The 25,444-nt window shown below is 71.9% G+C and carries 20 protein-coding genes and 1 tRNA gene; 12 read left to right on the top strand and 9 right to left on the bottom strand.

Features of this window, described 5'->3' with window-relative positions:
• Positions 1-85: 85 nt before the first annotated feature.
• Both OG276_RS22540 and OG276_RS22535 read left to right on the top strand, forming a co-directional pair.
• Positions 86-814, top strand: a complete 729-nt coding sequence (locus OG276_RS22540) for a hypothetical protein (RefSeq protein WP_266908130.1) — start codon at positions 86-88, stop codon at positions 812-814.
• A 123-nt stretch (positions 815-937) separates the two neighbouring features.
• Positions 938-1,099 carry an Rv0909 family putative TA system antitoxin gene (locus tag OG276_RS22535; RefSeq protein ID WP_250737350.1) on the top strand — a complete coding sequence of 54 codons (162 nt, stop codon included), beginning with the start codon at positions 938-940 and terminating at the stop codon, positions 1,097-1,099.
• Between the two features lie 108 nt (positions 1,100-1,207).
• Here OG276_RS22535 and mfd read toward each other — a convergent pair whose 3' ends face one another.
• The 3 genes from mfd to OG276_RS22520 form a co-directional block, all read right to left on the bottom strand.
• Positions 1,208-4,744: a transcription-repair coupling factor gene (gene mfd, locus OG276_RS22530; RefSeq protein WP_266908126.1), complete on the bottom strand. Its 3,537-nt coding sequence runs from the start codon at positions 4,742-4,744 to the stop codon at positions 1,208-1,210.
• A gap of 243 nt (positions 4,745-4,987) precedes the next feature.
• Positions 4,988-7,561: an ABC transporter permease gene (locus OG276_RS22525; protein ID WP_266908124.1), complete on the bottom strand. Its 2,574-nt coding sequence runs from the start codon at positions 7,559-7,561 to the stop codon at positions 4,988-4,990.
• Complete coding sequence (locus OG276_RS22520) at positions 7,558-8,346, bottom strand: ABC transporter ATP-binding protein (RefSeq protein ID WP_266908123.1); 789 nt, start codon at positions 8,344-8,346, stop codon at positions 7,558-7,560. Before OG276_RS22520 ends, OG276_RS22525 begins: the two co-directional genes overlap by 4 nt.
• Positions 8,347-8,677: 331 nt before the next feature.
• On the opposite strand from OG276_RS22520, the gene OG276_RS22515 reads away from it, so the two are divergent.
• On the top strand, positions 8,678-10,273 hold the full coding sequence (locus tag OG276_RS22515) for an MFS transporter (protein ID WP_266908121.1): 1,596 nt from the start codon (positions 8,678-8,680) through the stop codon (positions 10,271-10,273).
• Between the two features lie 74 nt (positions 10,274-10,347).
• Positions 10,348-11,178 carry an IPT/TIG domain-containing protein gene (locus tag OG276_RS22510; protein ID WP_266908119.1) on the top strand — a complete coding sequence of 277 codons (831 nt, stop codon included), beginning with the start codon at positions 10,348-10,350 and terminating at the stop codon, positions 11,176-11,178.
• 585 nt (positions 11,179-11,763) lie between these two features.
• Here OG276_RS22510 and OG276_RS22505 read toward each other — a convergent pair.
• From OG276_RS22505 to OG276_RS22495, 3 genes are all read right to left on the bottom strand, one after another.
• Positions 11,764-12,636, bottom strand: a complete 873-nt coding sequence (locus tag OG276_RS22505; RefSeq protein WP_266908117.1) for a DivIVA domain-containing protein — start codon at positions 12,634-12,636, stop codon at positions 11,764-11,766.
• A gap of 169 nt (positions 12,637-12,805) precedes the next feature.
• On the bottom strand, positions 12,806-15,298 hold the full coding sequence (locus OG276_RS22500) for an SUKH-4 family immunity protein (RefSeq protein WP_266908115.1): 2,493 nt from the start codon (positions 15,296-15,298) through the stop codon (positions 12,806-12,808).
• 7 nt (positions 15,299-15,305) lie between these two features.
• The gene (locus OG276_RS22495; RefSeq protein ID WP_266908113.1) at positions 15,306-16,367 is read right to left on the bottom strand and encodes an SMI1/KNR4 family protein; all 1,062 of its coding nucleotides are present in this window, start codon (positions 16,365-16,367) and stop codon (positions 15,306-15,308) included.
• Between the two features lie 419 nt (positions 16,368-16,786).
• On the opposite strand from OG276_RS22495, the gene OG276_RS22490 reads away from it, so the two are divergent.
• Both OG276_RS22490 and OG276_RS22485 read left to right on the top strand, forming a co-directional pair.
• On the top strand, positions 16,787-17,251 hold the full coding sequence (locus tag OG276_RS22490) for a YwqJ-related putative deaminase (protein WP_266913020.1): 465 nt from the start codon (positions 16,787-16,789) through the stop codon (positions 17,249-17,251).
• A gap of 5 nt (positions 17,252-17,256) precedes the next feature.
• Positions 17,257-17,781: an SUKH-3 domain-containing protein gene (locus OG276_RS22485; protein WP_266908111.1), complete on the top strand. Its 525-nt coding sequence runs from the start codon at positions 17,257-17,259 to the stop codon at positions 17,779-17,781.
• Between the two features lie 32 nt (positions 17,782-17,813).
• On the opposite strand, the gene OG276_RS22480 is transcribed toward OG276_RS22485, so the two are convergent.
• The 3 genes from OG276_RS22480 to OG276_RS22470 are packed head-to-tail and all read right to left on the bottom strand — an operon-like array spanning position 17,814 to position 20,187.
• Positions 17,814-18,356, bottom strand: coding sequence for a hypothetical protein (locus OG276_RS22480; protein WP_266908109.1), 543 nt, complete (start codon positions 18,354-18,356; stop codon positions 17,814-17,816).
• 26 nt (positions 18,357-18,382) lie between these two features.
• Entirely contained in the window at positions 18,383-18,919 is a 537-nt protein-coding gene (locus tag OG276_RS22475; protein ID WP_266908107.1) for a hypothetical protein, read from the bottom strand.
• A 5-nt stretch (positions 18,920-18,924) separates the two neighbouring features.
• On the bottom strand, positions 18,925-20,187 hold the full coding sequence (locus OG276_RS22470) for a sensor histidine kinase (RefSeq protein ID WP_266908105.1): 1,263 nt from the start codon (positions 20,185-20,187) through the stop codon (positions 18,925-18,927).
• A 131-nt stretch (positions 20,188-20,318) separates the two neighbouring features.
• On the opposite strand from OG276_RS22470, the gene OG276_RS22465 reads away from it, so the two are divergent.
• From OG276_RS22465 to pth, 6 genes are all read left to right on the top strand, one after another.
• Positions 20,319-21,179, top strand: a complete 861-nt coding sequence (locus tag OG276_RS22465) for a hypothetical protein (RefSeq protein WP_266908103.1) — start codon at positions 20,319-20,321, stop codon at positions 21,177-21,179.
• A gap of 11 nt (positions 21,180-21,190) precedes the next feature.
• A tRNA-Gln gene (locus tag OG276_RS22460) sits at positions 21,191-21,261 on the top strand.
• 125 nt (positions 21,262-21,386) lie between these two features.
• Entirely contained in the window at positions 21,387-22,835 is a 1,449-nt protein-coding gene (gene glmU, locus OG276_RS22455; RefSeq protein WP_266908101.1) for a bifunctional UDP-N-acetylglucosamine diphosphorylase/glucosamine-1-phosphate N-acetyltransferase GlmU, read from the top strand.
• A gap of 133 nt (positions 22,836-22,968) precedes the next feature.
• Entirely contained in the window at positions 22,969-23,946 is a 978-nt protein-coding gene (locus OG276_RS22450; protein ID WP_112451977.1) for a ribose-phosphate diphosphokinase, read from the top strand.
• Positions 23,947-24,154: 208 nt separating this feature from the next.
• Positions 24,155-24,730, top strand: a complete 576-nt coding sequence (locus OG276_RS22445; RefSeq protein ID WP_266908098.1) for a 50S ribosomal protein L25/general stress protein Ctc — start codon at positions 24,155-24,157, stop codon at positions 24,728-24,730.
• Positions 24,731-24,821: 91 nt separating this feature from the next.
• Positions 24,822-25,412, top strand: coding sequence for an aminoacyl-tRNA hydrolase (pth, locus tag OG276_RS22440; protein ID WP_266908096.1), 591 nt, complete (start codon positions 24,822-24,824; stop codon positions 25,410-25,412).
• Positions 25,413-25,444: the final 32 nt, after the last annotated feature.

Genomic DNA, 25,444 nt, shown 5'->3' with positions numbered 1-25,444 from the left:
CGTTCCCCCCGCAGTCCCCCCTCCCCCGCAGTCCCCTTCCCTCCCCCGCAGTCCCCTTTCCCTCCCCCGCAGCAGAGAGTCCCCCATGCGCACCGTTCACCGCCTGACCGCCACCGCCGCCCTCACCTGTGCCGCCGCCCTCGGGCTCACCGGATGCCTCGGCCTCACGTCCGGCCCGTCGGGACCGTTCCCCGAGCTGTCCGGCTCGCAGGTCGCCGACAAGTCCGTGACCGCCCTGCGCGGCGCGTCCTCGCTCACGGTGAGCGGGAGAGTCTGGGACGACGGCAAGCCCATGCAGCTGAACATGGCGGTCAGCAAGACCGGCGACTGCAGGGGCACGATGTCCAACGCGGACGGCTCCTTCGAGCTGATCCGCAACACCGACTCCGTGTTCATCAAGGCCGACGAGCCCTTCTATCGCGCCCAGATGAAGGACCTGCCCAAGGAGCAGGCGGACGAGGCGGTCAAGCAGCTGGCGGGCCACTGGCTGAAGTCGAAGGCCTCGGACCCGGACATGAAGGAACTGTCCGCCTTGTGCGACCAGGACGAGCTGCTCAAGGAGTTCGACGACAGCCAGGGCGCGGAGAAGGGCAAGGTCACCACGGTCGACGGACAGGAGGCCCTCACGCTGACCACGGAGACCACCGACGGCACCGAGACCCTGCTGGTCGCCACCCAGGGCGAGCCGTACCTGCTCAAGGCGACCACGGGCGGCAAGGAGCCCTCGGAGCTCACCTTCAGCGGCATCAACAAGCCGGTCCAGGCCGACGCCCCGACCGGCAAGGACGTCATAGACGCGGACAAGCTGGGCTGAGCCACCCCGCCGACCTGCCCGTCCTTCCTGCTCTCCGGGCACCGATCCTCGACCGCCTCCCGGCGAGCGAATGGCCCAAAAGCGGCGTAACGTCGCAAAAGGGATTACGGAAGGAGCCCGAGCATGGGGATTTTCGACAGGTTCAAGGACAAGGGCAAGGACATCTCGGACAACCTCGAACAAGAGGTCAACGAGAAGACCGGCAACAAGTACGCCGACCAAGTCGACAAGGCCCAACAGCAGATGGAAGAGAAGCTCGGCATCGACGACGACCCGAACAAGTAACCCCCGCGAAAACGTGAACGGCCGCGACCCGGGACCGGAAGGTCCCCGTCGCGGCCGTCGCCGTGCCCGCGCGCGCCGTGCCTCAAGAGCTGCCCGTACGGACCGCGCTTACGAGCCGAGGATCGTGGCGAGGAACTCCCCGGTCCAGCCCAGCAGTTCCCGCCCGACCAGCGGCTTCCCGCCCACCCGGGCCGTCTTGGGCCGCGGCACCAGCACCTGCGAGGCGGCCGGCTTGATCACCGAACCCGGGTAGAGCCGCTTCAGCCGCAGCTCCTGCGATTCGCGCAGCTCCACCGGCCCGAAGCGGATGTTGGGGCCCTGGAGGGTGATGTCTCCGACCCCGCAGGCGCGGGAGAGCATCCGCAGTCCGGCCACCAGCAGCAGGTTCTCCACCGGCTCCGGCAGCTTGCCGTAGCGGTCGGTGAGTTCCTCGCGGACCGCCTTGACGTCCTCCTCGGAGTTGGCCGCCGCGATGGACCGGTACGCCTGGAGGCGCAGCCGCTCGCCCGGCGCGTAGTCGTGCGGGACGTGCGCGTCGACCGGCAGCTCGATCTTGACCTCCAGCGGCGGCTCCTCCTCGACTCCGCCGTCCACGGCCGAGCGGTAGTCGGCCACGGCCTCGCCGACCATCCGGATGTAGAGGTCGAAGCCGACGCCCGCGATGTGCCCGGACTGCTCGCCGCCGAGCAGGTTGCCCGCGCCGCGGATCTCCAGGTCCTTCATCGCCACGTACATGCCCGCGCCCATCTCGGTGTGCTGGGCGATCGTCGCGAGCCGCTCGTGCGCGGTCTCGGTCAGCGGCTTCTCCGGCGGGTACAGGAAGTACGCGTACCCGCGCTCGCGGCCACGGCCCACGCGGCCGCGCAGCTGGTGGAGCTGGGAGAGGCCGAAGTTGTCGCCGCGCTCGACGATGAGGGTGTTGGCGTTGGAGATGTCGATGCCGGACTCGACGATCGTCGTGGAGACCAGGACGTCGAACTTCTTCTCCCAGAAGTCCACCACGACCTGCTCCAGGGCCTGTTCGGACATCTGGCCGTGCGCCGTCGCGATGCGCGCCTCGGGCACGATCTCGCGGAGCTTGGCGGCCGCCCGGTCGATGGACTCGACCCGGTTGTGGATGTAGAAGCACTGGCCCTCGCGGAGCAGCTCGCGGCGGATCGCGGCGCCGATCTGCTTCTCCTCGTAAGGGCCGACGAAGGTCAGGACCGGGTGGCGCTCCTCGGGCGGGGTGGTGATCGTGGACATCTCGCGGATGCCGGTCACCGCCATCTCCAGGGTGCGCGGGATGGGGGTCGCGGACATCGTCAGCACGTCGACGTTGGCGCGCAGCTTCTTGAGCTGCTCCTTGTGCTCGACGCCGAACCGCTGCTCCTCGTCGACGATGACCAGGCCCAGGTCCTTGAACTTGGTCTCCTGCGAGAACAGCCGGTGCGTGCCGATGACGATGTCGACGGAGCCCTCGCGCAGGCCCTCCAGCGTCGCCTTGGACTCGGTGTCGCTCTGGAAGCGGGACAGCGCCTTCACCTTGACGGGGAACTGCGCGTACCGCTCGGAGAAGGTGCCGAAGTGCTGCTGCACCAGCAGCGTGGTCGGGACGAGGACGGCGACCTGCTTGCCGTCCTGGACGGCCTTGAAGGCGGCGCGCACCGCGATCTCGGTCTTTCCGTAGCCGACGTCGCCACAGATCAGGCGGTCCATGGGGACCGACTTCTCCATGTCCTCCTTGACCTCGGCGATGGTGGTGAGCTGGTCGGGGGTCTCCGCGTACGGGAAGGCGTCCTCCAGCTCGCGCTGCCAGGGGGTGTCGGGGCCGAAGGTGTGGCCGGGGGCCGCCATGCGGGCGCTGTAGAGCTTGATCAGGTCGGCGGCGATCTCCTTGACCGCCTTCTTGGCGCGCGCCTTGGTCTTGGTCCAGTCGGCGCCGCCGAGCCGGTGCAGGGTCGGGGCCTCGCCGCCGACGTACTTGGTGACCTGCTCCAGCTGGTCGGTGGGGATGTAGAGGCGGTCGCCGGGCTGGCCGCGCTTGGCCGGCGCGTACTCGACGAGCAGGTACTCGCGGGTGGCGCCCTGCACGGTGCGCTGCACCATCTCGATGTAGCGGCCGACGCCGTGCTGCTCGTGGACGATGTAGTCGCCGACCTCCAGGGTCAGGGGGTCGATCGTCTTGCGGCGCCGGGTCGGCATCCGGCCGAGGTCCTTGGTGGCGGTGCGCTGGCCGGTCAGGTCGGTCTCGGTGAGGACGGCGAGCTTGAGGACCGGGTCGACGAAGCCGTTGTCGAGGGAGCCGCACGAGACGTGGACCAGCGAGGGCTCCAGGACGGTGACGTCCGCCTCCAGGCGGGCCGCGATGCCCTCGCCGCCGAGCACCTCGACGGTACGGGCGGCCGGGCCGTGGCCCTCGGTGAGGAAGACGGTGCGCCAGCCGTCGGCGAGCCAGGCCTTGGTGTCGGCGAGCGCGCGGGCGGTGTCGCCGCGGTAGGCCTCGGGGGCGTGCATGCCGAGGGAGAGGGTGTCGCGGCCGATCGCTGCGTCCTCGTCGGCGGCGAACGGGGACACCGACCACCACATCATGCCGAGCTCGCGCGCGTGCTCTCGTACGTCGGCGATCCCGCGGAGCGAGGCCGCGCCCACGTCGATGGGGGCCTCGCCACCGCCGGCGGTGGCGGCCCAGGAGGCCATCAGGAACTCCTGCGAGGTCGCCACCAGGTCGGAGGCCCGCGTCCGCACCCGCTCCGGGTCGCACACGACGGCCATCGAACCGGCCGGCAGTACGTCGATCAGCAGCTCCATGTCGTCGACCAGGACGGGGGCCAGGGACTCCATGCCCTCGACGGCGATCCCCTCGGCGATCTTGTGCAGCAGCTCCCCGAGCTCGGGGTGGAGCTCGGCGAGGGCCGCGGCGCGCTCGCGCACCTGGTCCGTGAGGAGCAGCTCCCGGCAGGGCGGGGCCCACAGGCCGTGCTCGGCGATCTCCAGGGAGCGCTGGTCGGCGACCTTGAAGTAACGGATCTCCTCGACCTCGTCGCCCCAGAACTCCACGCGCAGCGGGTGCTCCTCGGTGGGCGGGAACACGTCGAGGATGCCGCCGCGGACCGCGAACTCGCCGCGCTTCTCGACGAGCTCCACACGGGAGTACGCGGCGGCGGCCAGTGCCTGCGTCACCGCGCCGAGGTCCACGCTCTCGCCCTGGCGCAGGCTCACCGGGACCAGGTCTCCGAGCCCCTTGACCTGCGGCTGGAGCACGGACCGGATCGGTGCGACGACCACGGAGACCGGGCCCGCGGCGGGGTCGTCCTTGCTCGGGTGCGCGAGGCGGCGCAGTACGGCGATGCGGCGGCCGACGGTGTCGCTGCGCGGGCTCAGGCGTTCGTGCGGGAGCGTCTCCCAGGACGGGTACTCCGCGACCTCGTCGGGGTTGAGCATCGAGCGCAGTGCGGCGGCCAGGTCCTCCGCCTCCCGCCCGGTGGCGGTGACGGCGAGCACGGTGCGCCCGGTGCGGGCGGCCAGCGCGGCGATGGCGAAGGGCCGCGCGGCGGCCGGGCCGACGAGGTCCACGTGCATGCGGTTGCCGTCCCCGGCCGCGGTGAGCGCCTCTGCGAGTGCGGGGTCCCGGGTGACGGCGTCGAGCAGTCCGTGCAGGCTCATGAAGGCGGCTTTCCGTCCGGTGAGGTGCGGCGAGTTCCCGCGGGGCGGCAACGCGAAGGACCCGACACGTCGAACGGGCCGGGGGTTCCCACCCTACGACGCGGGTCCGACAGCCGCGCGTGGGATTCGGACGGCCGGCGGTGATGGCGGCGGGACACCCGGTCCTCCCCCCGACGACCGCGGCCCCGCCCCACCCGAACGGGTGAGGCGGGGCCGGGGCTCCCCCGTACGACCGGCCCGCGATTACTCGCTGGCGATCGCGTTCAGGACGTTCATCCGGCCCGCCCGGAAGGCGGGGACCAGTGCGGCCAGCAGGCCGACCAGGGCGGAGCCGGCGAACACGCCGAGGATGGTGGGCCACGGGATCTCGAGGATCTTCATGCCCTGCAGTGCGAGGAGCTGGTGGGCGGTGGCGCCCCAGCCCATGCCCAGGCCGAGGCCGAGCAGGGCGCCGAAGAGGGCGATGACCACCGACTCCAGGCGGATCATGCGGCGCAGCTGGCGGCGGGAGAGGCCGATGGCGCGCATCAGGCCGATCTCGCGGGTCCGCTCGACCACCGAGAGGGCCAGGGTGTTCACCACGCCCAGGACCGCGACGATGATCGCGAGGGCGAGGAGGGCGTAGACCACGTTCAGCAGCTGGCCGACCTGGTCCTTGAGCGCCTGCTTGTAGTCCGTCTGGTTGAGCACCTGGTACTGCGGGTACTCGGCCAGCGCCGACTTGACCGCCGCGTAGGCGGCGTCGTCCTGGCCGTCCTTCGCGGTGGCCAGCACCATGAACGGCCGGGGCAGCTTGTCGGCCGGCAGGTTCGCCTCGGCGACTGCCGTGCTGACGTACTTCATGCCCTTGTCGAGGTTGCCCTCGTCGCTGGTGATCGCCGCGACCTTGAGCTTGACGGTCTTGCCGCCGGTGAAGGCGACCGTCAGCTCGTCACCGAGCTTGACCCGGTGCTTGGTCGCGTATTCGGAGCCCACCGACATCGAGCCCGGCTTGTACGCGTCCGCGTGCTCGCCGGCGATCGTCTTGCGGCGCACGTCCTGGGCGTACGTGGGGTCCTGGACCCCGAGTCCGTCCATCTCGGTGGTGCCGTCGGGGGCGGTGATCTTGGCATCGACGTCCCGGTAGGCGGTGACGTGCGCCAGGCCCTGCGTCGCCCGCAGTGCTTCCTCGGCCTGCGGTACGACCGGCTGCCCGGTCTGGGACTGGACGATGAAGTCCGCCCCGACCGACTTGTCGAGCTCGTCGGTGGCCGAGGCCACCATCGAGGAGCCGACCACCGACAGGCAGGCGACCAGCGCGAGGCCGATCATCAGCGCGGCGGCGGTGGCACCGGTGCGGCGCGGGTTGCGCAGCGCGTTGCGCTCGGCGAGGCGGCCTATGGAGCCGAAGGGCCGCAGCACCGGAGCGGACAGGGCCCGGACCACGACGCTCGCGAGGAGCGGGCCGATCACGATGAAGCCGATGAGGGTGAACAGCACGCCCAGACCGAGCCACTGCGCTCCGGTGCCGGCGGCGTCGGCCGTCCCCGCGAGGTACAGGGCCGCGGCGCCGATTCCGGTGAGGCCGATGCCCAGGGCGGCGCGGATCCGGCCGGCCTTCTTGTCGCCCGGGGTGCCCGACTCGCGCAGGGCGGCCATCGGGGAGACCTTGCCGGCCCGGCGGGCCGGTATGAAGGCGGAGACGACGGTGACGACGACGCCGAGGACGATGCCGATGACCGGGGTGGTCCAGGCGATGGTCAGGTCCTCGGTGGACAGGCTCATGCCGAGCCCGCTCATGAGCTCCATCAGGCCGATGGCCAGGCCGATTCCGGCGGCGACGCCGAGGAGGGAACCGACCACGCCGAGCAGGAAGGCCTCGATGACCACCGACTTGAGGACCTGGCCGCTGTTGGCGCCGATGGCCCGCATCAGGCCGATCTCCCGGGTGCGCTGGGCGACCAGCATCGAGAAGGTGTTGAAGATCAGGAAGATTCCGACGAGGAAGGCGATCGCGGCGAAGCCGAGCATCACCCACTTCATGATGTCGAGGAAGTCCATGTTCTTGCGGTTGGCGTCCGCGGCTTCCTTGGCGGTCTGCAGCGTGTAGGTGTCGGCGCCGAGGACCGAAGCGACGTTCTGCTTGAGCTGGGCGTCGCTCACCCCGTCCTTGGCGGTGACGTTCAGGTGCGTGAAGGCGTCCGGGGCGCCGAGCAGCTTCTGCTGCGAGGTGGCGGTGTCGAAGTAGACGACGGTCGCGCCGGGGTTGGTCACGGTGAAGGCGGCGATACCGGTGATCTTGGACCGGATGTCGCCGGTGACGGCGATGGTGCGGATGTCGTCACCGAGCACCAGGTGGTGCTTCTTCGCGGTGTCGGCGTCGATCATCACGTCGGTGGGGCCTCGCGGGGCCTGCCCCTCGATGATCTTCATCGAGCGCAGTTCGTTCTCGGTCCAGTTGCCCGCGAAGGTCGGGGCTCCGGTGGTCGAGCCGAGGTTCTCGTTCTTGGAGTTGACGACGGTGACCGCCATCGAGGACACGCCGCCCTCGACGGACTTCACGCCCTCGGCCTTCTTGACCTGCTCGACGACCGAGGCGGCCAGCGCCTGCGGCTTGCCGGTGTCGGGGGTCTCCCCGCTGTTCTCGGCCTCCTTCGGGGTGACCGTGACATTGGAGTTGGTGACCGCGAACAGCTTGTCGAAGGTGGTGTTCATGGTGTCCGTGAACACCAGCGTCCCGCAGACGAAGGCGACGGAGAGCAGGACGGCCACGGCGGAGAGCGCCATCCGCCCCTTGTGCGCGAAGAAGTTGCGCCGCGCGGTCTTCATGACGGTCATGACGTCCGCCCACGGGCGTCGAAGTCCTTCATGCGGTCCAGGACCTGGTCGGCGGTGGGCGTGTGCATCTCGTCCACGATCCGGCCGTCCGCGAGGAAGATGACGCGGTCCGCGTAGGAGGCGGCGACCGGGTCGTGGGTGACCATGACGATGGTCTGGCCCAGCTCGTTCACCGAACGGCGCAGGAATCCGAGGACCTCCGCGCCGGCCCGGGAGTCGAGGTTTCCGGTGGGCTCGTCGCCGAAGATGATCTGGGGCCGGGAAGCCAGGGCGCGGGCGACCGCCACGCGCTGCTGCTGGCCGCCGGAGAGCTCGGTCGGACGGTGCTTGAGGCGGCCCGCCAGACCCACGGTCTCCACGACCCGGTTCAGCCACTGGGCGTCGGCCTTGCGGCCGGCGATGTCCATGGGGAGCGTGATGTTCTCCAGGGCGTTGAGCGTCGGCAGCAGGTTGAAGGCCTGGAAGATGAAGCCGATCCGGTCCCGGCGCAGCTGCGTGAGCTTCTTGTCCTTCAGACCGGTGATCTCGGTGTCGTCCAGGAAGATCTGGCCGCTCGTGACCGTGTCCAGACCGGCCAGGCAGTGCATCAGCGTGGACTTGCCGGAGCCCGAGGGCCCCATGATCGCGGTGAACTGGCCGCGCCGGATGTCCACGTCCACCGCGTCGAGGGCGACGACCCGCGTCTCGCCGGAGCCGTAGGCCTTGACGACCTTCCGCGCCCGCGCCGCGACGGCCTCATGCCCTCCAGTACCCCCGTGCCTGGTTTCGGTCATAGCCGTTGTCACGGTGTTTCCCCTCGTGTCGATGCGTGGCTCGAAGCAGTGATGCGCTTCATCCGAAGTCTGCTGGCCGGGGGTACCGCGGCGCGCTGGTGCCAATCGCCGTATCCATAGGGGTGCTAGCCCTACCCCCCGGACTCCCGCCCTGTAGTAACCAGTTAAGGAGCCCCGGGGCCTTTCCTCCTCCTCCCCCGGGACGAACCGTCCCTGGATCCTTATGAGGACCAACCCCTAGGGGATCTCGCTCGTTGGGACGAGGCGCCCTGAGGGGATACCGCCCCGTAATCCCGCAGTGAGATGGTGTCCGCGCAGGTAAGCGCGGGGAGAAGGGTTTTGCATGGGCTCAGGGGAAAGCACGGGCGCGAGTACCGAGGGCAGCGCCGGCGGCATACCCGGGGACGACCCGGCCGCCGGTACGGGTACGCGGGCGGCCTCACCGCCCGGCCGGCCCCGTACGGCCGTCGTCGCCGCCCTGATGCTGACCATGGGGCTCGTCGCCCTCGACGGCGCCGTCGTCGCCACCGCCGTCCCCCAGATCGTCGGCGACCTCGGCGGCTTCGCCGTCTTCTCCTGGATCTTCTCGGGCTACATCCTGGCCGGAACCGTCACCCTGCCCGTCTACGGCAAGCTCTCCGACACCTACGGCCGCAAGCCCGTCCTGCTCCTCGGCATCAGCCTCTTCCTGCTCGGCTCGCTGCTGTGCGCGGCCGCCTGGAGCATGGCCGCCCTCATCGCCTTCCGGATCCTCCAGGGCCTCGGCGGCGGCGCCCTGCAGGGGACCGTCCAGACCCTGGCCGCCGACCTCTACCCGCTCAAGGACCGGCCGCGCATCCAGGCCCGGATGTCCGTGGTCTGGGCCACCTCGGCACTGGCCGGCCCCGCGCTCGGCGGGCTGATCGCCACGTACACCGACTGGCGCTGGATCTTCCTGATCAACCTGCCGCTGGCCGCCGCCGCCCTGTGGATCATCGGCCGCCACCTGGTCGAGCCCACCCGGGCCCCCGGCCGTACCGGCCCCGTCGACTGGGCGGGAGCCCTCGCCGTCTTCGCCTGCGGCGGGCTGCTCCTCTTCGCGCTGGTCCAGGGCGGGGTCGCCTGGCCCTGGCTGTCGGCGCCCTCGCTGGGACTGTTCGCCGCCTCCGTCGCACTCGGCGTGCTGGTCGTCTGGATCGAGCGCCGGGCCGAGCAGCCCATCCTGCCCGGCTGGGTGTGGCGCCGGCGCACCATCGCCGCCGTCAACCTGGCCATGGCCGGGCTCGGCCTGCTGATGGTCGCCCCGATGCTGTTCATGCCGACGTACGCCCAGTCCGTACTCGGCCTCGGCCCCACCGGCGCCGGCCTGGTCACCTCCGCGATGACCCTGAGCTGGCCGATCAGCGCCGCCCTCGCCCAGCACGTCTACCGGCGCATCGGCTTCCGCAACACCGCCGCCACCGGGGTCGCCCTGGCCGCCCTCATCCTCGGCTCCTTCACCCTGCTCCCCTACCCCGCCCCGGTCTGGCAGCCCGTACTGATCATGCTGCTGCTGGGCGGGGCCCTCGGCCTCTTCCAGCTCCCGCTGATCGTCGGGGTCCAGTCCACGGTGGGCTGGGAGGAGCGCGGAACCACGACGGCCTCGGTGCTGTTCTGCCGCAACGTCGGGCAGAGCGTCGGAGCGGCGCTGCTGGGGGCCGTGGCCAACGCCACCATCGCCGACCGGCTGGCACAGGCCCCGGTGCCCGGGCTCCCCGCGACCCTGGACGACGTGTCCAGGGCCCTGACCCACCCCGGCCTCCTCTCCCCGGAAGCCGGCGAGTACCTGCGCCGGGCCGTGGCCGCCGCCGGGGACCACATCTTCCTCGGCGCGACCCTGGCGGCGGCCGCGTCGGCGCTGGTGCTGCTGCTGGTGGCGCCGCGGCGGTTCCCCGTACTGCCGGAGCAGCGGGAGGGCTGAGGGCGGGCAACTTGTCATGCCCGGGCCGAAACGGTAACCCTCTTCGGAGACACCGCACTCCCGGGGGGCCACACATGACGTCCGCACTCTTCGCACTCGCGTTACTCGCCGCCCTGGCGGCCCCGATCGTCCTGCGCCTGATGCGCCGCCCCGGCTTCGTCACCGGCCGCGACGGACGCCTCTCCACCTCGATCACGCTCGCCCTGGCCTGGACGGTGATCCTGATCTGGCTCCTCCTGGCAACCCTCGGCTACGGGCTCACCGCGGGCGGCGGCGTCGACTGGTTCCAGGGCCCCGAGGGCCCCCTGTCCACCCTGACGACCGTCTACCTCCCGCTGCTCGGCGGCCCCTACGCCGCCCTGATCGCGGCGAAGGCGGTGGTCGGCATGCGGGTCGAGCGGGGCTCCATGGCCAAACCGGCGCCGAAGGGCACGGAGCGGCGCCCGGTGCACGACCTGATCTCGAACGACGGCGGGCGGACCGACCTCGTCGACCTGCAGTACGTGGCCCTGAGCGCGGTCACGATGCTGTACGTGGTGGCGTTCTTCCTGGCGGACGTGGGCGGCGGGCTGCCGAAGCTGCCCGCGGAGATGTGGGCGCTGACCGGGGCGCCGGCCGGGGCGTACCTGTTGAACAAGGTGGCGGTGCGGGGCATCCCGGTGATCACCGGAGTCTCCGTGACGGAGGGTCTGCTCACCGTCTCGGGCGGCGGCTTCGGGGACAACCCGCGGGTCGAGGTCGACGGCACGGCCCTCCCGACCACGGTCGTCCCGGACGGGACCCTGACCGCGCCCCTCCCCGCGACGGCGCCGCCCGCCTTCGAGGTGGTGGTCACCACCCACGGCCTCCGCAGCGACCCGGCCCCCCACACCCCGCCACTGCACGGTCCGGAGCCCGCACTGTGACCCGTACCGCTGCGCAGGCCGGAGCCCCGGCCATGACCCGTGCCGCTGCGCGGGGCGGAGTTCCCCACTTCGACCCGTGCCGGTGCGCGGGGCGGAGTTCCCCGCTGCGACCCGTGCCGGTGCGCGGGGCCGAGTTCCCCTACCCGCCCTTCCACCGTTCCCAGGGCCGGCCCTGCCCCGGTCCTCAAACGCCGGACGGGCTACAAGCGGGGCACCGGACTGCGCCCGGACCCCTGGGGCTCCGCCCCAGACCCCGGTCCTCAAACGCCGGACGGCTGAATTGGCGCGGCCCGGTCTGGATAAGGCGGCCAGGCTGAAACAATCGCCCGGCCGGGGTCGGCAGGGGCGGCCCGGGTCGGGGACGGGGGCGGGGTGGGGTGTCGGCCTGGACGTAGAGCGTGATTTGTGGCGCAGGCACAAGCCCAAACCCTGTCGGAGTTCAGGAGAGGGCGCCTAAATCATGCAGTCCAGGCCGACACCCCACCCCCCCCCCGGCACCGACCCCCACCCGCAGCCGGCCCACCCCCAGCCCCGCCGGCGCTTGAGGCGCAGGGGCCCGGGGACCGGCAACGGCGCCGCGCAGGCTCAACCCTCCGCCGGAGCCCGGCCCGTCAGGGCGGCCAGGCTGGAGCGGACGTGGTTCATGTGGGCCCGCATCTCGTCCTGCGACTCCCCGTGCTCCCGCAGGATCCGCTCCGTCTCCCGCCCGACCCGCTCCTCCCGCACCCGCGCCTCCGCGATCAGCTCCGCCGCCTTCGCCTCCGCGTCCTCCTGCCCGTGCCGGGCCGCCTCCTGGGTCTGCGCGAACGTCCGCTTCGCCTCCGCCAGCCGCGACTGCGCGTACCGCTCCAGCTCCGCCTCCCGCGCAGCCAGTTCCGCCTCCCGCGCAGCCAACTCCCGCTCCGCCGCGTCCCACCGCTCCGCGTGCTCCTGTTCGCGCTCCGCGAGCAGCGCGTCCGCCCGGCGGGCCGTGTCCGCCAGCGCCGCCTGCGCCTCCGCCCGCCACGCCGCCGCGTCGTCCCGCGCCGCCGTCCGCGCGTCGTCCGCCTCGCGCCCCGCCCGCAGCAGCCCCTGCCGGGCCCGCACCTCGGTCTGGTCCCGCACCGCCTGCGCGTCGCCGCGCGCCAGCTCCGCCACCCGGTCGGCGTGCGCCTCGGCGGCGCCCGCCGCCGCCAGCGCGTCCGCCCGCGCGTCGCCCCGTAGCGTCTCGGACTCCTCCTCGGCGAGCAGCAGGATCCGGCGGGCGCGCTCGCCGAGCTCCTCGTACGTCTGCGGGGCCAGTCCGGAGACCTCCACGCGCAGCCGCTCCGCCTCCGCCTCCATCTGCTTGGCCAGCACGGTCAGCCGGGCCACCCGCTCCCAGGCCTCGTCCCGGCTCCCCGACAGCCGGGCGAGGTACCGGTCCACCTCTTCCGCCCGGTAGCCACGGCCACGCACGGTCGTAAAGGGTGCACTCATCCTGGAAGCGCCTCTCTCGCGGGGTTCCTGCCAAGGATGCGTCATTTGATCGCGGAAGCCCGAATGGCCGGGCCGAGACCCCGTTCGGGGGTCACGACCCGGCCATCCGGATCGGCGGAGGATCCGCGGAGGATCCGCAGAGGATCCGTGCGAGATCAGCAGGAACCGGTCAGAGGAGCCCGTCCCACATCTGCTCCAGCAGCACCGACCACCAGTTCTCCGGCGACGCCAGCGCCGCACTGTCCAGCCCCGCCAGGTTCGCCTGGAAATCGACGGTCCAGCGGCCCGCCTGCTCCGGCGTCAGATGCTGGCGCAGCCGCCACATGTGACCCAGCATCGCCAGGGACCGTACGAACTGCGGCAGCGAGGAGTTGACGAACTGCGGGGGCACCGGCGCCCCGCCCGGACCGCTCTCCACCGGCACCGCGACGATGTGCGCGGTGCCGTACTGCACGCACAGCGCCTTGCCGAAGTCGCTGCCCACCACCAGGTACGAGCCCGCGTCCGAGGCGGGCTGCACCTGCCGCTGCGCCGCCAGCTCGGCCAGCGTCGGCAGCGGGGCGCCCGGTACGGCCTGGGCCCAGAAGAACGGCCCGAAGTCGACGGGCAGGCCCGACCACATCAGCGTCTGCGCCACGATCTCCGGCACGCCCTGCCGGGACACCGCGCGCTGCTCGAAGCGGAACACGCCCTGCGGCCCGAAGGCCCCCGCCAGCTCCTGCGCGATCGCGTCCAGCGGGATCGCCGGCTGCAAGGGCACCTGCGGGAGCGGTGCGCGCACCGGCGCGGGGCGCGCCGGGCCGTCCGCCACCTGGTGCAGTTCGCCCTGGTGGGTCAGCAGGTGCCGCATGCCCTGCTGGCGGCCCGCGTGGTCCGTCCCGTACGGGGCCACGCTGGTGATCCGGACCTGCGGCCAGGTCTCCCGGATCATGCGCGCGCAGTAGCCGCCGGGCAGCTCGCACGAGGCCAGCTCGGTGTGCAGCTCCAGCACCTGCTGCGGGGGCACGTTCATGGCCCGCAGTTCGTACAGGATCTGCCACTCCGGGTGCGGGGTGCCGGGCGCGGAGCGGCGGATGAGCTGCTGCTCGGAGCCGTCGGGCGCGCGGTAGCGCAGCACGGCCTGGTATCCGGGGCCGACCGTGGGGACCCCGGGGGCGGAGGCCTGCGGCGCGGGTGCCTGCGACGCGTGTACGGGCGACTGCGGCGCGGGGCCGGGCGGGCCGGGCGGCGCGGGCGGCTGCCCGGTCACGGCCGGACCCGCCAGCATCGTCGCGGCATGGTCCAGCCCGCCACCGGGAGCGCCGGGAGCCCCCGGCGGACCGGGCGGCTGCGGTACGCCGGGACCGGCCAGCATCGTGGCGGCGTGGTGCGCGCCGCCCCCGGGCACGCCGGGAGGACCGGGCGGTGCGGGCGGCTGCCCGGCGCCAGGCACCCCGGGGGGACCGGGCGGCTGGGGTACGCCGGGACCGGCCAGCATGGTCGCGGCGTAGGCGTCTCCGCGCCCGCCGGACGACCCGGGAGACCCCGGCGGACCGGGAGGCGCGGGCGGCTGCCCGGTCACGGCCGGACCCGCCAGCATCGTCGCGGCATGGTCCAGCCCGCCACCGGGTGCACCGGGAGCCCCCGGAGCTCCGGGCGGGCCGGGCGGCGCGGGCTGCTGCGGCCCGCCGGGGCCCGCCAGCATCGTGGCGGCGTACGAGGGCGACTCCGCACCCCCGCCCGGCGCACCGGGCGGACCCGGCGGGGTCACGGGCCCGGGGGCCCCGGACCGGTTGACCCGGGCCTTGCTCGTCGGCGCGTCGGCGATGTCTCCGCCGGAACCGGAACCGGAAGCCTGACCGGAACCGGAACCGGAACCGGAGCCCCGCCCCTGCCCCTGCCCCGACCGGGAGGACTCCGGGTCCAGCGCCGGCACCACGGCGGTCTTCGGCAGCTCACTGCCCCGGGGCATCAGGGTCGTGCGCGCCTCCGGGCCCGGCCCCGACGGCGCCTGGGCGTCGTCCAGGTCCGTGCCGGACAGCGGCGGCGCGAACACCGTCGCCGGCAGCGGCACGGACACGGAGTCCGCACCGGGGTTCACGTCGGTGCCGGCCCAGGGCGTGGCCCCGGTCGGGACGGCGGCGGGCACCCCGTCGTTGGCGGTCGGCTCGTAGGGGACCTCTCCCCCGCGCCGCAGCGGAACCGGCTCCGGCACCGGCTCCGAGGAGCCCGCGCCGGAAGCGGCCGGCGCCGAAGCAGCCACCGGCGTCACCGGAGCGGCGGGCGTCACCGGAGCGGCCGGAGCCGCCGGGATCCCCGCCCGGTCCGCCGCCTCCTGGAGCCACTCCGGCGGGCTCAGCATGAACGAGGTCTGTTCCGAGTCGATGCGCGGCACCGGCACCGAAGCCTCGGCCTGCGCGGCCGACGCCCCGTACTCCTCCTCGTAGCGGCGGATCACCTCACCCACCGGCAGGCCGGGCCAGAGCGTCACCTCCCCGCTGTCCCGCGCGATGACGAGCCGCTGCCGGCCGCCCCCGGACACCGGGCCCGCCGGGCGGTCCTCCGCCCACACCACGAAACCGAGTCCGAACTCCCGTACGCGCACCTCGCGGTGCTGGTACCCGGGCACGTCCCCGTTGATCCATTCCTCGGCGCGCTCCTGCGCCTGCGCAAACGTCACCATCGCGCCGTCACCCTTCCACCGGTGCCGCTGCCGGACCGGCACCCGGAACCGAACGCCCTGCCGGAGCCGCTCCCGGCCCCGCTCCCTCACCCTGACCCGTCACGGGAACCGAGCGCGCGAATCCGCCGTCCACCATCAGACCGGCCACCGTTTCCAGTTCCGGCGGATTGCCCGCCAGCCGTTCCAGGAAGGCGTCGAAATCCGCACCGCACGGCAGCAGCAACCGCTCCACGCGTTCCTGGACCGACCAGCCGTCCTGGTCGCGCGCATCGTCGTACGGGGAGAACCAGACCGAGCCGACTCCCTCACCGCGCACCTTCACCGCGAGCAGCCCGCCCTGCGCGAAGGCCACGCACAGGTAGTCCTTCGTCAGGTGGTCCCGCAGGCACTTGTTGACGTAGACGAGGTCGTTGACCGCCGCCTCCTCGCGCACCGTGAAGAACGGCTGGTCCACCAGCAGTCCCAGCTCCACGTCGAGCCCGGTGCCCACCGGCGCGCAGCCGCCCGCCGCCTTCAGGAAGGAGCGGTACGCCTCCGGGAGCCGGTAGCCGAGGTCCTCCTCGACGCCCTGGACCTGCTGCTCGGAGACCGAGACCACCGTCTTGGGCAGTCCCAGGTGCACCGGGCGCACCTCCTGCAGGGCCCGCGTCCCGCGCTTGCCGTGGTCCACCGCCGCCGTCGCCAGACCGGCGTGGTGCCTCAGCAGCGACTTCACCTCGACCGGGACCAGCTCCATGCGGCGGGTGCCGGACACGTGGTGCCAGGTCCAGCCGTGCGGGGTCGACACCGGGCCGACCGTGTCCCACAGTTCGTGGCCGGTCGCCCGCATGGCCGCGTTCGCGGACACGCAGTCCGTCAGCCGCAGCTCGTCCACGCCGAAGCCCTCGGGGGGCTCGGCGATCTCGACGGCCGCACGGGCGTACAGCGCGAAGTCGGGGTGCCCGTTCGCGTCGATGCGGACTCCGTGGGGATGGCGCGCGGCCCGGACGGGGTCCGGGAAATGCACGACCTGCCCCGAATAAGCGGCGTTGGGTGGCGCGGCCTGATGCCCGAGCCGACCTGTCGTCATGGCGGTAGCCCCCTGCTGGATCTGGCTGGTTCACCACAGCCTATGTGCTCCGGCAAGGGCCTCACCCGCGCGTGCGCGGGGACCCCGCGGGACGGCCGGGAAGATCCGAATTGATACGAATATTCGACCCCGCTTCCACATGCCACGGGACATTTGACAGGCTGTCCCCACAGCACGGGGGCGTGCGCGACAGCGGTCAGCACCGCGGCCACGGGAGGGAAAGCGCAACCATGCAGAACACGGCAACACGCACAGACGCGGCCGACGCCCACTCAGGAGGGGCGGGAGCCCAGGGATCCACGGGCCCCGCGGGCGCCCACGGACCGGCGGACCCCGCCGGTCCCGCGGGAACCGGTGACCCGGCGGCCGTCCCCGGGCAGGCCCGCGCCGCGGCCGAGCAGGGCCCCGGCGATCCCCGGCTGCGCTGGGGCGGCGGGGACGGCCGTCCCGACGTGCCCACGCTCCGCTTCCGCCGCGACGGGATCCTGCCCACCGTGGCCGCCGCCCTGTCCGTGCGCGGCGAGACCCTCACCGGGACCGCCGGCAAGGCCGACCTGCCCCCCGTGCTGCACGCCCTCGTACAGGATTTCCTCGACACCCTCACGAGTGGCCAGCGCGAACGTTTCACCGGCCGATGTCCGGAGGCGATCCTGCTCTCCCGGCACCTCGCCACCGTCGAGGGCGCCCGCAGCAAGCGCGCCTCGCGCAAGCCCCTGACGCCCAGCGAGGCGCGCCGCTCGCTGAAGCACTCCAAGATCACCGCCCGCCGCATCCGCGAGGACGGCGACCCGCTCCACGGCAGCTACGCACCTCCCTGCCGCTCCTGCGAGGCCCTCCTCGCCCACTTCGGCGTACGCCCCGTCGACCTCACTCACCCCGAGTAGCCGCCATGACCACGACCTCCGCTTCGTACGCCCGCTCCTCGGCGACCCGCTTCCCCGTCGCCGTGGACTCCGCCCTGCGCACCGCCGGCTGGGAGCCGGGCCGCTGGGACATCAAGCAGGCCGAGTACTGGGCCGACGCCCTGCGCGACCACACCACCCCGGCCGGGCACCGGCACACCGTCTTCCCGGCCGCCGTCGAGGCCTGGGCGGAGTTCGGGAACCTCACCGTCTCGGCCCCGGGCCCCGGCCGCCAGATCGCGCCCACCGCGATACGCCTGGACCCCCTCACGGGCCTGCACCTCGCCCGGACCTTCGCGGACCTGGGCCGCGCCCTCTCCACGCAGCTCTGCCCGCTCGGCGTCGAGGCCGACACGGACCCGGCCGGGGGCGGCGCCCACCTCGCCCTCGACCGCGAGGGCCGCGTCTACTGCGTGGACCACACCGGCGACTGGTACCTCGGCGGGAGCCTCGACGAGGCCCTCACCCTCCTGCTGACCGGCCTCCAGCCGACGCGCCTGACGACGGGGTAGGCCGTCGGGGACGGCCTGCGTCGCGGCACCCTTCAGCCGCCCAGCTCCGGAAGCCGCTCCCCTTCTCCCGGGTAGCGGCCCTCCTCCAGCCGGAAGAGGTACGCCCGCAGATCGGCGGCGAGCCCGCCCTCCAGGTATGCCCGGAACTCCCGCGCCCCCTCGGCGGCGTCCAGGTCGGCGGGGTGGACGCTGTCCCCGTACTCGGCCAGCGTGAGCACCAGGTGCTCCTCGACCCGGCTCCGCCCGGCCCACCACCGGCGCACCGTCTCCGGGGTCCACCAGCGGTCCCCGTCGTACGCGTACTCCTGGAAGGGCTCCTCGTCCGCCGCGTCGACCACCTCGCGCACCTCGATCGGGCTGCGCGGCTGCCGGAAGACGTATTCGAGGGTGCCCTCGGTACTCGCCGCGTACATCACGTTGCGGGGCGCGTTCAGCCGCCCGGTCCAGCACGTGTCGGTCTCGCCCGTGTAGAAGGGCCCCGGCACGTTCAGCCAGAGCCGCTTCTCCCATCGCCCCTGGAACAGCTTCCGGTCCTCGTCCGTCAGCTCCGCCACCGGATCCCAGCCCACCGTCATCCCCGCTTCCCCCCTGTCGCCCCGCGTCACAACCGCGGGAGCCGCTCCCCGGCCTCCGGGTAGCGGCCTTCCTCCAGCCGGAAAAGATACGCCCGCAGATCGACGGCGAGGCCACCGTCCAGATACGCCTGGAAGTCCCGTACGCCGGCGGCCGCATCGGCGTCGGCGACCGAGCCGCCCTTCCCGAAGTCCGCCAGCGACTCGGCCAGGTGCAGGGCGACCCGCCCCCGGTCCGCCCACCACGCGCGCACCTCGGCCGGCGTCCACCGCAGGTCCCCGTCGCAGTGGTACTCCCCGATGGGTTCGGCCCAGGCGGCCTCGGCCACCGCCCGGACCTCCGCCGGATCCCTCGGCTGCCGGAACACGTACTCGGTGCAGTAGGCGCTCTCCGCCGTGTACAGCACGTTGGCCGGGGCCTCCATCCGGCCCGTCCAGCAGTTGTCCGTCTCGCCCGTCCAGAACGGCCCCGGCACGTTCAGCCACAACCGCGCGGAGTCCTCCCCGCCCCGCCGGAAGCTCTTCCGCTCCTCGTCCGTCAGCTCCGCCACCGGATCCCAGGCCATCCCCGCTACCCCCGCCCGCTCGGCAGGACCGCCGAGACCTTGAAGCCGCCCTCGTCCGTCGGGCCGGACACGAACACCCCGCCCAGGGCGAGGACCCGCTCGCGCATGCCGACCAGGCCGTTCCCGCCGCTCGGCAGTCCCGGTTCGGCCGCCTTGCCGTCGCAGGGGCCGTTCTCCACCTGCATGGCCACCTCGCCCTCCCGGTGCGCCAGCCGTACGACGACCCGGGCGCCCGCGGCGTGCTTGTGGCAGTTGGTCAGGGCCTCCTGCACCACCCGGTAGGCGGTCTGTTCCACCTCCGCCAGGTACGCGGAGCACTCGCCGCGCACATCGAGCTCGACGGACATCCCGGCCGCCCGCGACTGCCCGACCAGCGCCTCCAGCGCGGCCAGCGTCGGCCCGTCGTCGAAGCTCCCCACCAGCGCCACCGGCGCGGCCACGGCCGCCGGCTTCGGCGCCTGGGCCCGCAGGACGCCGAGCATCTCGCGCAGCTCCGTCAGTGCCTGCCGTCCCATGTCCCCGACCAGCGCCGCGTTCTTCGCCGCCTTCACCGGGTCCTTGGCGGCGATCGCCTGGAGGGCCGCCGCGTGCACCACCATGAGCGACACCCGGTGCGCCACGACGTCGTGCATCTCCCGCGCGATCCGGGTCCGCTCCTCCGTACGGGCCCACTCGGCGCGTTCCTCCGCCCGGTCCGCGAGCAGCGACAGCTCCCGCTCCAGCGAGTCCGCGCGCTCCTGCAGGCTCTCCATCAGCCGTCTGCGGGCCGCCGTGTACAGCCCGAACAGCACTGGCGGCACGGTCAGCGCCACCGCCACGAACACGGACAGGGTGATGACGAGGGTGAGGCTGACCTCGGGGTCAGCCCGGGTCCGCATGAACATCACCACGAAGAACGCGGCCAGCGACATCGACGCCAGGGTCGCGGTGATCCGCCGGGGCACCTCGGAGGCGGCCAGCGTGTACAGCCCGACCACCACGAGCAGGAACCCCATGGCCGCCGGCGACACCGCGATGCCGACCAGCACCACGAGGATCGGCCAGCGCTGCCGCAGCACGAGCACGGACCCGACCAGTACCCCGAACAGCACCCCGGCGAAGACCGGGATCCCGGCCTCGCGGGCGAACCGGACGCCCTCCACCCCGCCCTCGACGGCGGACACCGCCCCGAGCCCCGCGTCCAGCAGGGCCGACCTGCGACTCTCCCACCACAGGGGCCCGTCCCGCCCGGCCCCCGCCTCTCCCTGCTCTTCCCCCGTACTGGTCATACGGTCCAGCCTACGCAGCGGCGACAGCACACCGGCGGCGCCAATTCCAACGAACCACCGGTAATCGCACGTCCGACTGAATCACCCACGGACTGAGACCGGAGTCCCACATTCCGGACGACGCTCTATGTATGAGCAAATACGCCGACTTCGAAACCCTCCGCGAACAAGCCCTCGCCCTGCGCCGCGAGGGCCTCAGCCGCCGCCAGATCCGCGACCGCCTCCAGGTCTTCAACGGCGAGATCCTCAACCGCCTCCTCCAGGGCGAGCCCCCACCGGAATGGACGAAGCGCCCGAACGCGAAGGACGACCTCCGCGACCGCGCCCGCGAGCTCCGCCTCAAGGGCCTCACGTACGACCAGATCCAGATCGAGCTGGGCTGCTCGAAAAGCTCCATCTCCCTCTGGGTCCGCGACCTCCCGAAGCCGGAGCGGCAACGCACGAGGGAGGAGTCCTCCGCCATAGCGCGGCGAGGCTGGGAACGGACACTTGAGATCCGTGACGAGGAGCGCCGCCAGGTCAAGCGGGATGCGGCTGCGGAGATCGGCAGCTTTTCGGAGCGCGACCTCTTCCTCGTGGGCGTCAGCCTCTATTGGTCCGAGGGCAGCAAGGACAAGACGTACGCCCGACGCGAGCGTGCGGTCTTCGTGAACAGCGACGCCGGCATGGTGACCACCTACCTCGCCTGGCTGCGTCTCCTCGGAGTGAAGGACGAGGACCTGCGGTTCGCCGTGACGATCCACGAATCAGCCGATGTCGTCGGCGCGGAGGCCTTCTGGGCGGATCTCGCCGGGGTGCCGCAGGCACAGTTCCTCAAAACGACACTCAAGCGGCACAACCCGAAGACCGTCCGAAAGAACACCGGCGAGAGCTACCACGGGTGCCTCGCGGTACGGGTGCTTCAAAGCGCCGGTCTGTACCGTCGCGTCGAAGGCTGGTGGTGCGGCATAGTAGGGGCTGCATCGCAGTTCGATCAGTCGAATCGGACATAAATGGCGAACCATCCCGGATCGTCTAAGGGCAGGACAAATGGTTTTGGTCCATTGAATGAGGGTTCGAATCCTTCTCCGGGAGCTCACAGCGCAACATTTGCTGTACTTCGGGTCCTGACCGCCTCGGTCGGGACCCACCCTCGTTTAGGGCCTTAAACCCACCGGTATCCTTCACGGGTCCACCACCCGAAGCCGAAGGGCACACCCGTGAGCGCCAACCGCCCGGCAGCCGTCGTCGTACTCGCAGCGGGTGAAGGCACCCGCATGAAGTCGGCCACACCCAAGGTTCTGCACGAGATCAGCGGGCGTTCGCTCGTCGGTCACGTCGTCGCCGCCTCCCGCGAGCTGGACCCCACCCACCTCGTCGTCGTCGTCGGGCACGCCCGCGAGCAGGTCACCGCGCACCTCGCCTCGGTCGACGCCGACGTCCGCACGGCAGTCCAGTACGAGCAGAACGGCACCGGGCACGCCGTCCGGATGGCCCTCGAAGAGCTCGGCGCCGACCGTCCCGCCGGCACCGTGGTCGTCGTCTGCGGCGACACCCCGCTGCTGACCGGCGAGACCCTGGCCGCCCTGACGGCCACGCACGAGGCCGACGGCAACGCCGTCACCGTGCTGACCGCCGAGGTCCCCGACTCCACCGGGTACGGCCGGATCATCCGCGGCGCCGACGGGGCGGTCACCGCCATCGTCGAGCACAAGGACGCCACCGACGCCCAGCGCGCCATCGCCGAGATCAACTCCGGGGTCTTCGCCTTCGACGGCGCCCTGCTCGTGGACGCGCTCGGCAAGGTCCGCACCGACAACAGCCAGGGCGAGGAGTACCTCACCGACGTGCTCGGCATCCTGCGCGAGGCCGGCCACCGCGTCGGCGCGGCCGTGGGCGCGGACCACCGGCAGATCCTCGGGATCAACAACCGGGTCCAGCTCGCCGAGGCCCGCGCCCTGCTCAACGCCCGCCTGCTGGAGCGCGCCATGCTCGCCGGCGTGACGATCGTCGACCCGGCGAGCACGCTCGTCGACGTGACGGTGACTTTCGGCCAGGACGCGATCGTGCACCCCGGCACCCAGCTGCTCGGCACCACGCACGTCGCCGAGCAGGCCGAGGTCGGCCCCAACACCCGCCTGAAGGACACGCATGTCGGCGCCGGCGCCCGGGTGGACAACACGGTGGCGGACACCGCCGTCGTCGGTGCCTCCGCGAGCGTGGGCCCCTTCGCGTACCTGCGTCCGGGCACGAACCTGGGCGCGAAGGCCAAGGCCGGCACGTACGTGGAGATGAAGAACGCCACGATCGGCGAGGGCACCAAGGTCCCGCACCTGTCCTACGTCGGCGACGCGACGATCGGCGAGTACACGAACATCGGCGCCGCCAGCGTGTTCGTGAACTACGACGGTGAGCACAAGCACCACACCACCGTCGGCTCACACTGCAAGACGGGCTCGGACAACATGTTTGTGGCACCCGTCACCATCGGGGACGGCGCCTACACCGCCGCCGGCTCCGTGATCACGAAGGACGTGCCGCCCGGCGCCCTGGCCGTGGCCCGTGGCCAGCAGCGGAATATCGAGGGCTGGGTGGCCCGCAAGCGTCCGGGAAGTGCCGCCGCAACGGCGGCTCAGTCGGCGGTCCACGAGGACTCCGACGAACGCTGAGGTGAACTGACCGGAAACGGCTACGCCCGAGACGGCGTACCGTGATAGGTGAACGCAATTCGGCTGGCTCACCGTGTGCGGGACGGACGCACATGGGGGCGAGCAGCTTTCCCACGTCTGAGGAGACAGTGCTGTGACCGGGATCAAGACGACCGGCGAGAAGAAGCTGATGCTCTTCTCCGGCCGCGCCCACCCCGAGCTGGCCGAGGAGGTCGCGCACCAGCTCGGTGTCGGCCTCGTGCCGACCAAGGCTTTCGACTTCGCGAACGGCGAGATCTACGTCCGCTTCCAGGAGTCGGCGCGTGGCGCGGACTGCTTCCTGATCCAGAGCCACACGGCTCCGATCAACAAGTGGATCATGGAGCAGCTGATCATGATCGACGCGCTCAAGCGCGCGTCGGCACGCTCCATCACCGTGATCGTCCCGTCCTACGGATACGCCCGCCAGGACAAGAAGCACAAGGGCCGCGAGCCGATCTCGGCCCGCCTGGTCGCGGACCTGCTGAAGACCGCGGGTGCGGACCGCATCCTCACGGTCGATCTGCACACCGACCAGATCCAGGGCTTCTTCGACGGCCCGGTCGACCACCTTTCGGCCCTGTCGGTCCTCGCGGACTACGTCGGCGCCAAGGTCGACCGCTCCAAGCTGACGATCGTCTCCCCGGACGCCGGCCGCGTACGCGTCGCCGACCGCTGGTGCGACCGCCTGGACGCCCCCCTGGCGATCGTGCACAAGCGCCGCGACAAGGACGTCGCCAACCAGGTGACCGTCCACGAGGTCGTCGGTGAGGTCAAGGGCCGCGTCTGCGTCCTGGTCGACGACATGATCGACACGGGTGGCACCATCTGCGCCGCCGCCGACGCGCTCTTCGCGCACGGCGCGGAGGACGTCATCGTGACGGCCACGCACGGCATCCTCTCGGGCCCGGCCGCCGACCGCCTGAAGAACTCCAAGGTCAGCGAGTTCGTGTTCACGAACACCCTGCCGGACCCGTCCGACCTCGAGCTCGACAAGATCACGGTGCTCTCCATCGCCCCGATGATCGCCCGCGCCGTGCGCGAGGTCTTCGAGGACGGCTCGGTCACCAGCCTGTTCGAAGAGCAGCAGTAAGCACGTCCGCACTGTGCTGACCCCTTAGGGTTTAGATCATTTTTGGGTACGGCCTCCCCGCCGGGTATACTCCTTGAGTTGCTCGGCGAGGGAGGCCGTACCCGTTTCAAACGGGTATGGATGCTCCGTTATCGACGCGCTCTTCGTAGCAGGCCGTGTTCCGGCCGGGTGACTGTCGTCCATTTCCGTCACCCCACGAGGAGTGAGCATGTCCGAGATCAAGCTTTCCGCGAAGGTCCGCGAGAACTTCGGCAAGGGTTCCGCCCGTCAGGCCCGTCGTGACGCCCTGACCCCCGCGGTCATCTACGGCCACGGCACCGACCCGAAGCACGTCAACGTGGACGCCCACGCGCTCCAGCTGGCGCTGCGCACCCCGAACGTCCTGCTCTCCCTGGACATCGAGGGCGCCGGCACCGAGCTGGTCATCCCGAAGGCCGTTCAGAAGCACCCGCTGAAGCGTTCGATCTCCCACGTCGACTTCCTGATCGTCAAGAAGGGCGAGAAGGTCACCGTCGACGTCGCGATCGTCACCGAGGGCGAGCTGGCCCCGGGCGGCAACATGCTGGAGACCCTCCAGAACACCATCTCCGTCGAGGCCGAGGCCACGCACATCCCGACCGAGGTCACCGTCTCCATCGCGGGCCTCGAGGCCGGTGCCACCATCACCGCCTCGGACCTGGTCCTCCCGGCCGGCACCACCCTGGCCGTCGACGGCGACATCGCCGTCCTGCAGGTCATCGGCGCGGGCACCGAGGAGCCGGCCGCCGAGGGCACCGAGGCCTGAGCCTCACCGCTCACCCTCAGCACTTGCTGAACGACCGCCGTCCGGCTCCACTGGAGCGGGACGGCGGTCGTCTTCGTATAAGGAGCTTTTGATGTCGGACGACGCGGCGCCCTGGCTGATCGTGGGCCTCGGGAACCCGGGTGCGGAATACGCGGGCAACCGCCACAACATCGGTTTCATGGTGGCCGACCTGCTGGCGGAGCGGATGCGCGGCAAGTTCAAGGCGCACAAGGCCCGCGCCCAGGTGGTCGAGGGCCGGATGGGCCCGCCGGGACCGCTGAACCGGCGCGTGGTGCTGGCCAAGCCCATGTCGTTCATGAACCTGTCCGGCGGCCCGGTGACGGCGCTGCGGGACTTCTACAAGGTGCCGCTGGACCGGATCGTCGCGGTCCACGACGAGCTGGACATCGACTACCCGACGCTGCGGCTGAAGCTGGGCGGCGGGGACAACGGCCACAACGGCCTGAAGTCGATGACCAAGTCGATGGGCCCGGACTACCACCGGGTGCGCTGCGGCATCGGCCGCCCGCCCGGCCGGATGCAGGTCGCCGACTTCGTGCTGAAGGACTTCTCCTCGACGGAGCGCAAGGAGCTGGACTGGTTCGTCGACCGTTCGGCGGACGCCGTGGAGTGCCTGATCCAGGAGGGCCTGGAGCGCGCGCAGTCCACGTACAACAGTTAGAGGGACCGACGACGGAGCCCCCGTCACCGGAT

It is taken from the genome of Streptomyces sp. NBC_00086, from assembly GCF_026343255.1.
GTDB lineage: Bacteria > Actinomycetota > Actinomycetes > Streptomycetales > Streptomycetaceae > Streptomyces.
The sequence above is the reverse complement of the archived record's forward strand: the minus strand, read 5'-3'. Positions and strand labels throughout refer to the sequence as shown.

Excerpts from the sequence above, each read along its gene's own strand:
- OG276_RS22540 (WP_266908130.1), top strand. The coding sequence starts at position 86 with ATGCGCACCGTTCACCGCCTGACCGCCACCGCCGCCCTCACCTGTGCC.
- OG276_RS22535 (WP_250737350.1), top strand. The coding sequence starts at position 938 with ATGGGGATTTTCGACAGGTTCAAGGACAAGGGCAAGGACATCTCGGAC.
- mfd (WP_266908126.1), bottom strand. The coding sequence starts at position 4,744 with ATGAGCCTGCACGGACTGCTCGACGCCGTCACCCGGGACCCCGCACTC.
- OG276_RS22525 (WP_266908124.1), bottom strand. The coding sequence starts at position 7,561 with ATGACCGTCATGAAGACCGCGCGGCGCAACTTCTTCGCGCACAAGGGG.
- OG276_RS22515 (WP_266908121.1), top strand. The coding sequence starts at position 8,678 with ATGGGCTCAGGGGAAAGCACGGGCGCGAGTACCGAGGGCAGCGCCGGC.
- OG276_RS22510 (WP_266908119.1), top strand. The coding sequence starts at position 10,348 with ATGACGTCCGCACTCTTCGCACTCGCGTTACTCGCCGCCCTGGCGGCC.
- OG276_RS22505 (WP_266908117.1), bottom strand. The coding sequence starts at position 12,636 with ATGAGTGCACCCTTTACGACCGTGCGTGGCCGTGGCTACCGGGCGGAA.
- OG276_RS22500 (WP_266908115.1), bottom strand. The coding sequence starts at position 15,298 with ATGGTGACGTTTGCGCAGGCGCAGGAGCGCGCCGAGGAATGGATCAAC.
- OG276_RS22495 (WP_266908113.1), bottom strand. The coding sequence starts at position 16,367 with ATGACGACAGGTCGGCTCGGGCATCAGGCCGCGCCACCCAACGCCGCT.
- OG276_RS22485 (WP_266908111.1), top strand. The coding sequence starts at position 17,257 with ATGACCACGACCTCCGCTTCGTACGCCCGCTCCTCGGCGACCCGCTTC.
- OG276_RS22480 (WP_266908109.1), bottom strand. The coding sequence starts at position 18,356 with ATGACGGTGGGCTGGGATCCGGTGGCGGAGCTGACGGACGAGGACCGG.
- OG276_RS22475 (WP_266908107.1), bottom strand. The coding sequence starts at position 18,919 with ATGGCCTGGGATCCGGTGGCGGAGCTGACGGACGAGGAGCGGAAGAGC.
- OG276_RS22470 (WP_266908105.1), bottom strand. The coding sequence starts at position 20,187 with ATGACCAGTACGGGGGAAGAGCAGGGAGAGGCGGGGGCCGGGCGGGAC.
- OG276_RS22465 (WP_266908103.1), top strand. The coding sequence starts at position 20,319 with ATGAGCAAATACGCCGACTTCGAAACCCTCCGCGAACAAGCCCTCGCC.
- OG276_RS22445 (WP_266908098.1), top strand. The coding sequence starts at position 24,155 with ATGTCCGAGATCAAGCTTTCCGCGAAGGTCCGCGAGAACTTCGGCAAG.
- pth (WP_266908096.1), top strand. The coding sequence starts at position 24,822 with ATGTCGGACGACGCGGCGCCCTGGCTGATCGTGGGCCTCGGGAACCCG.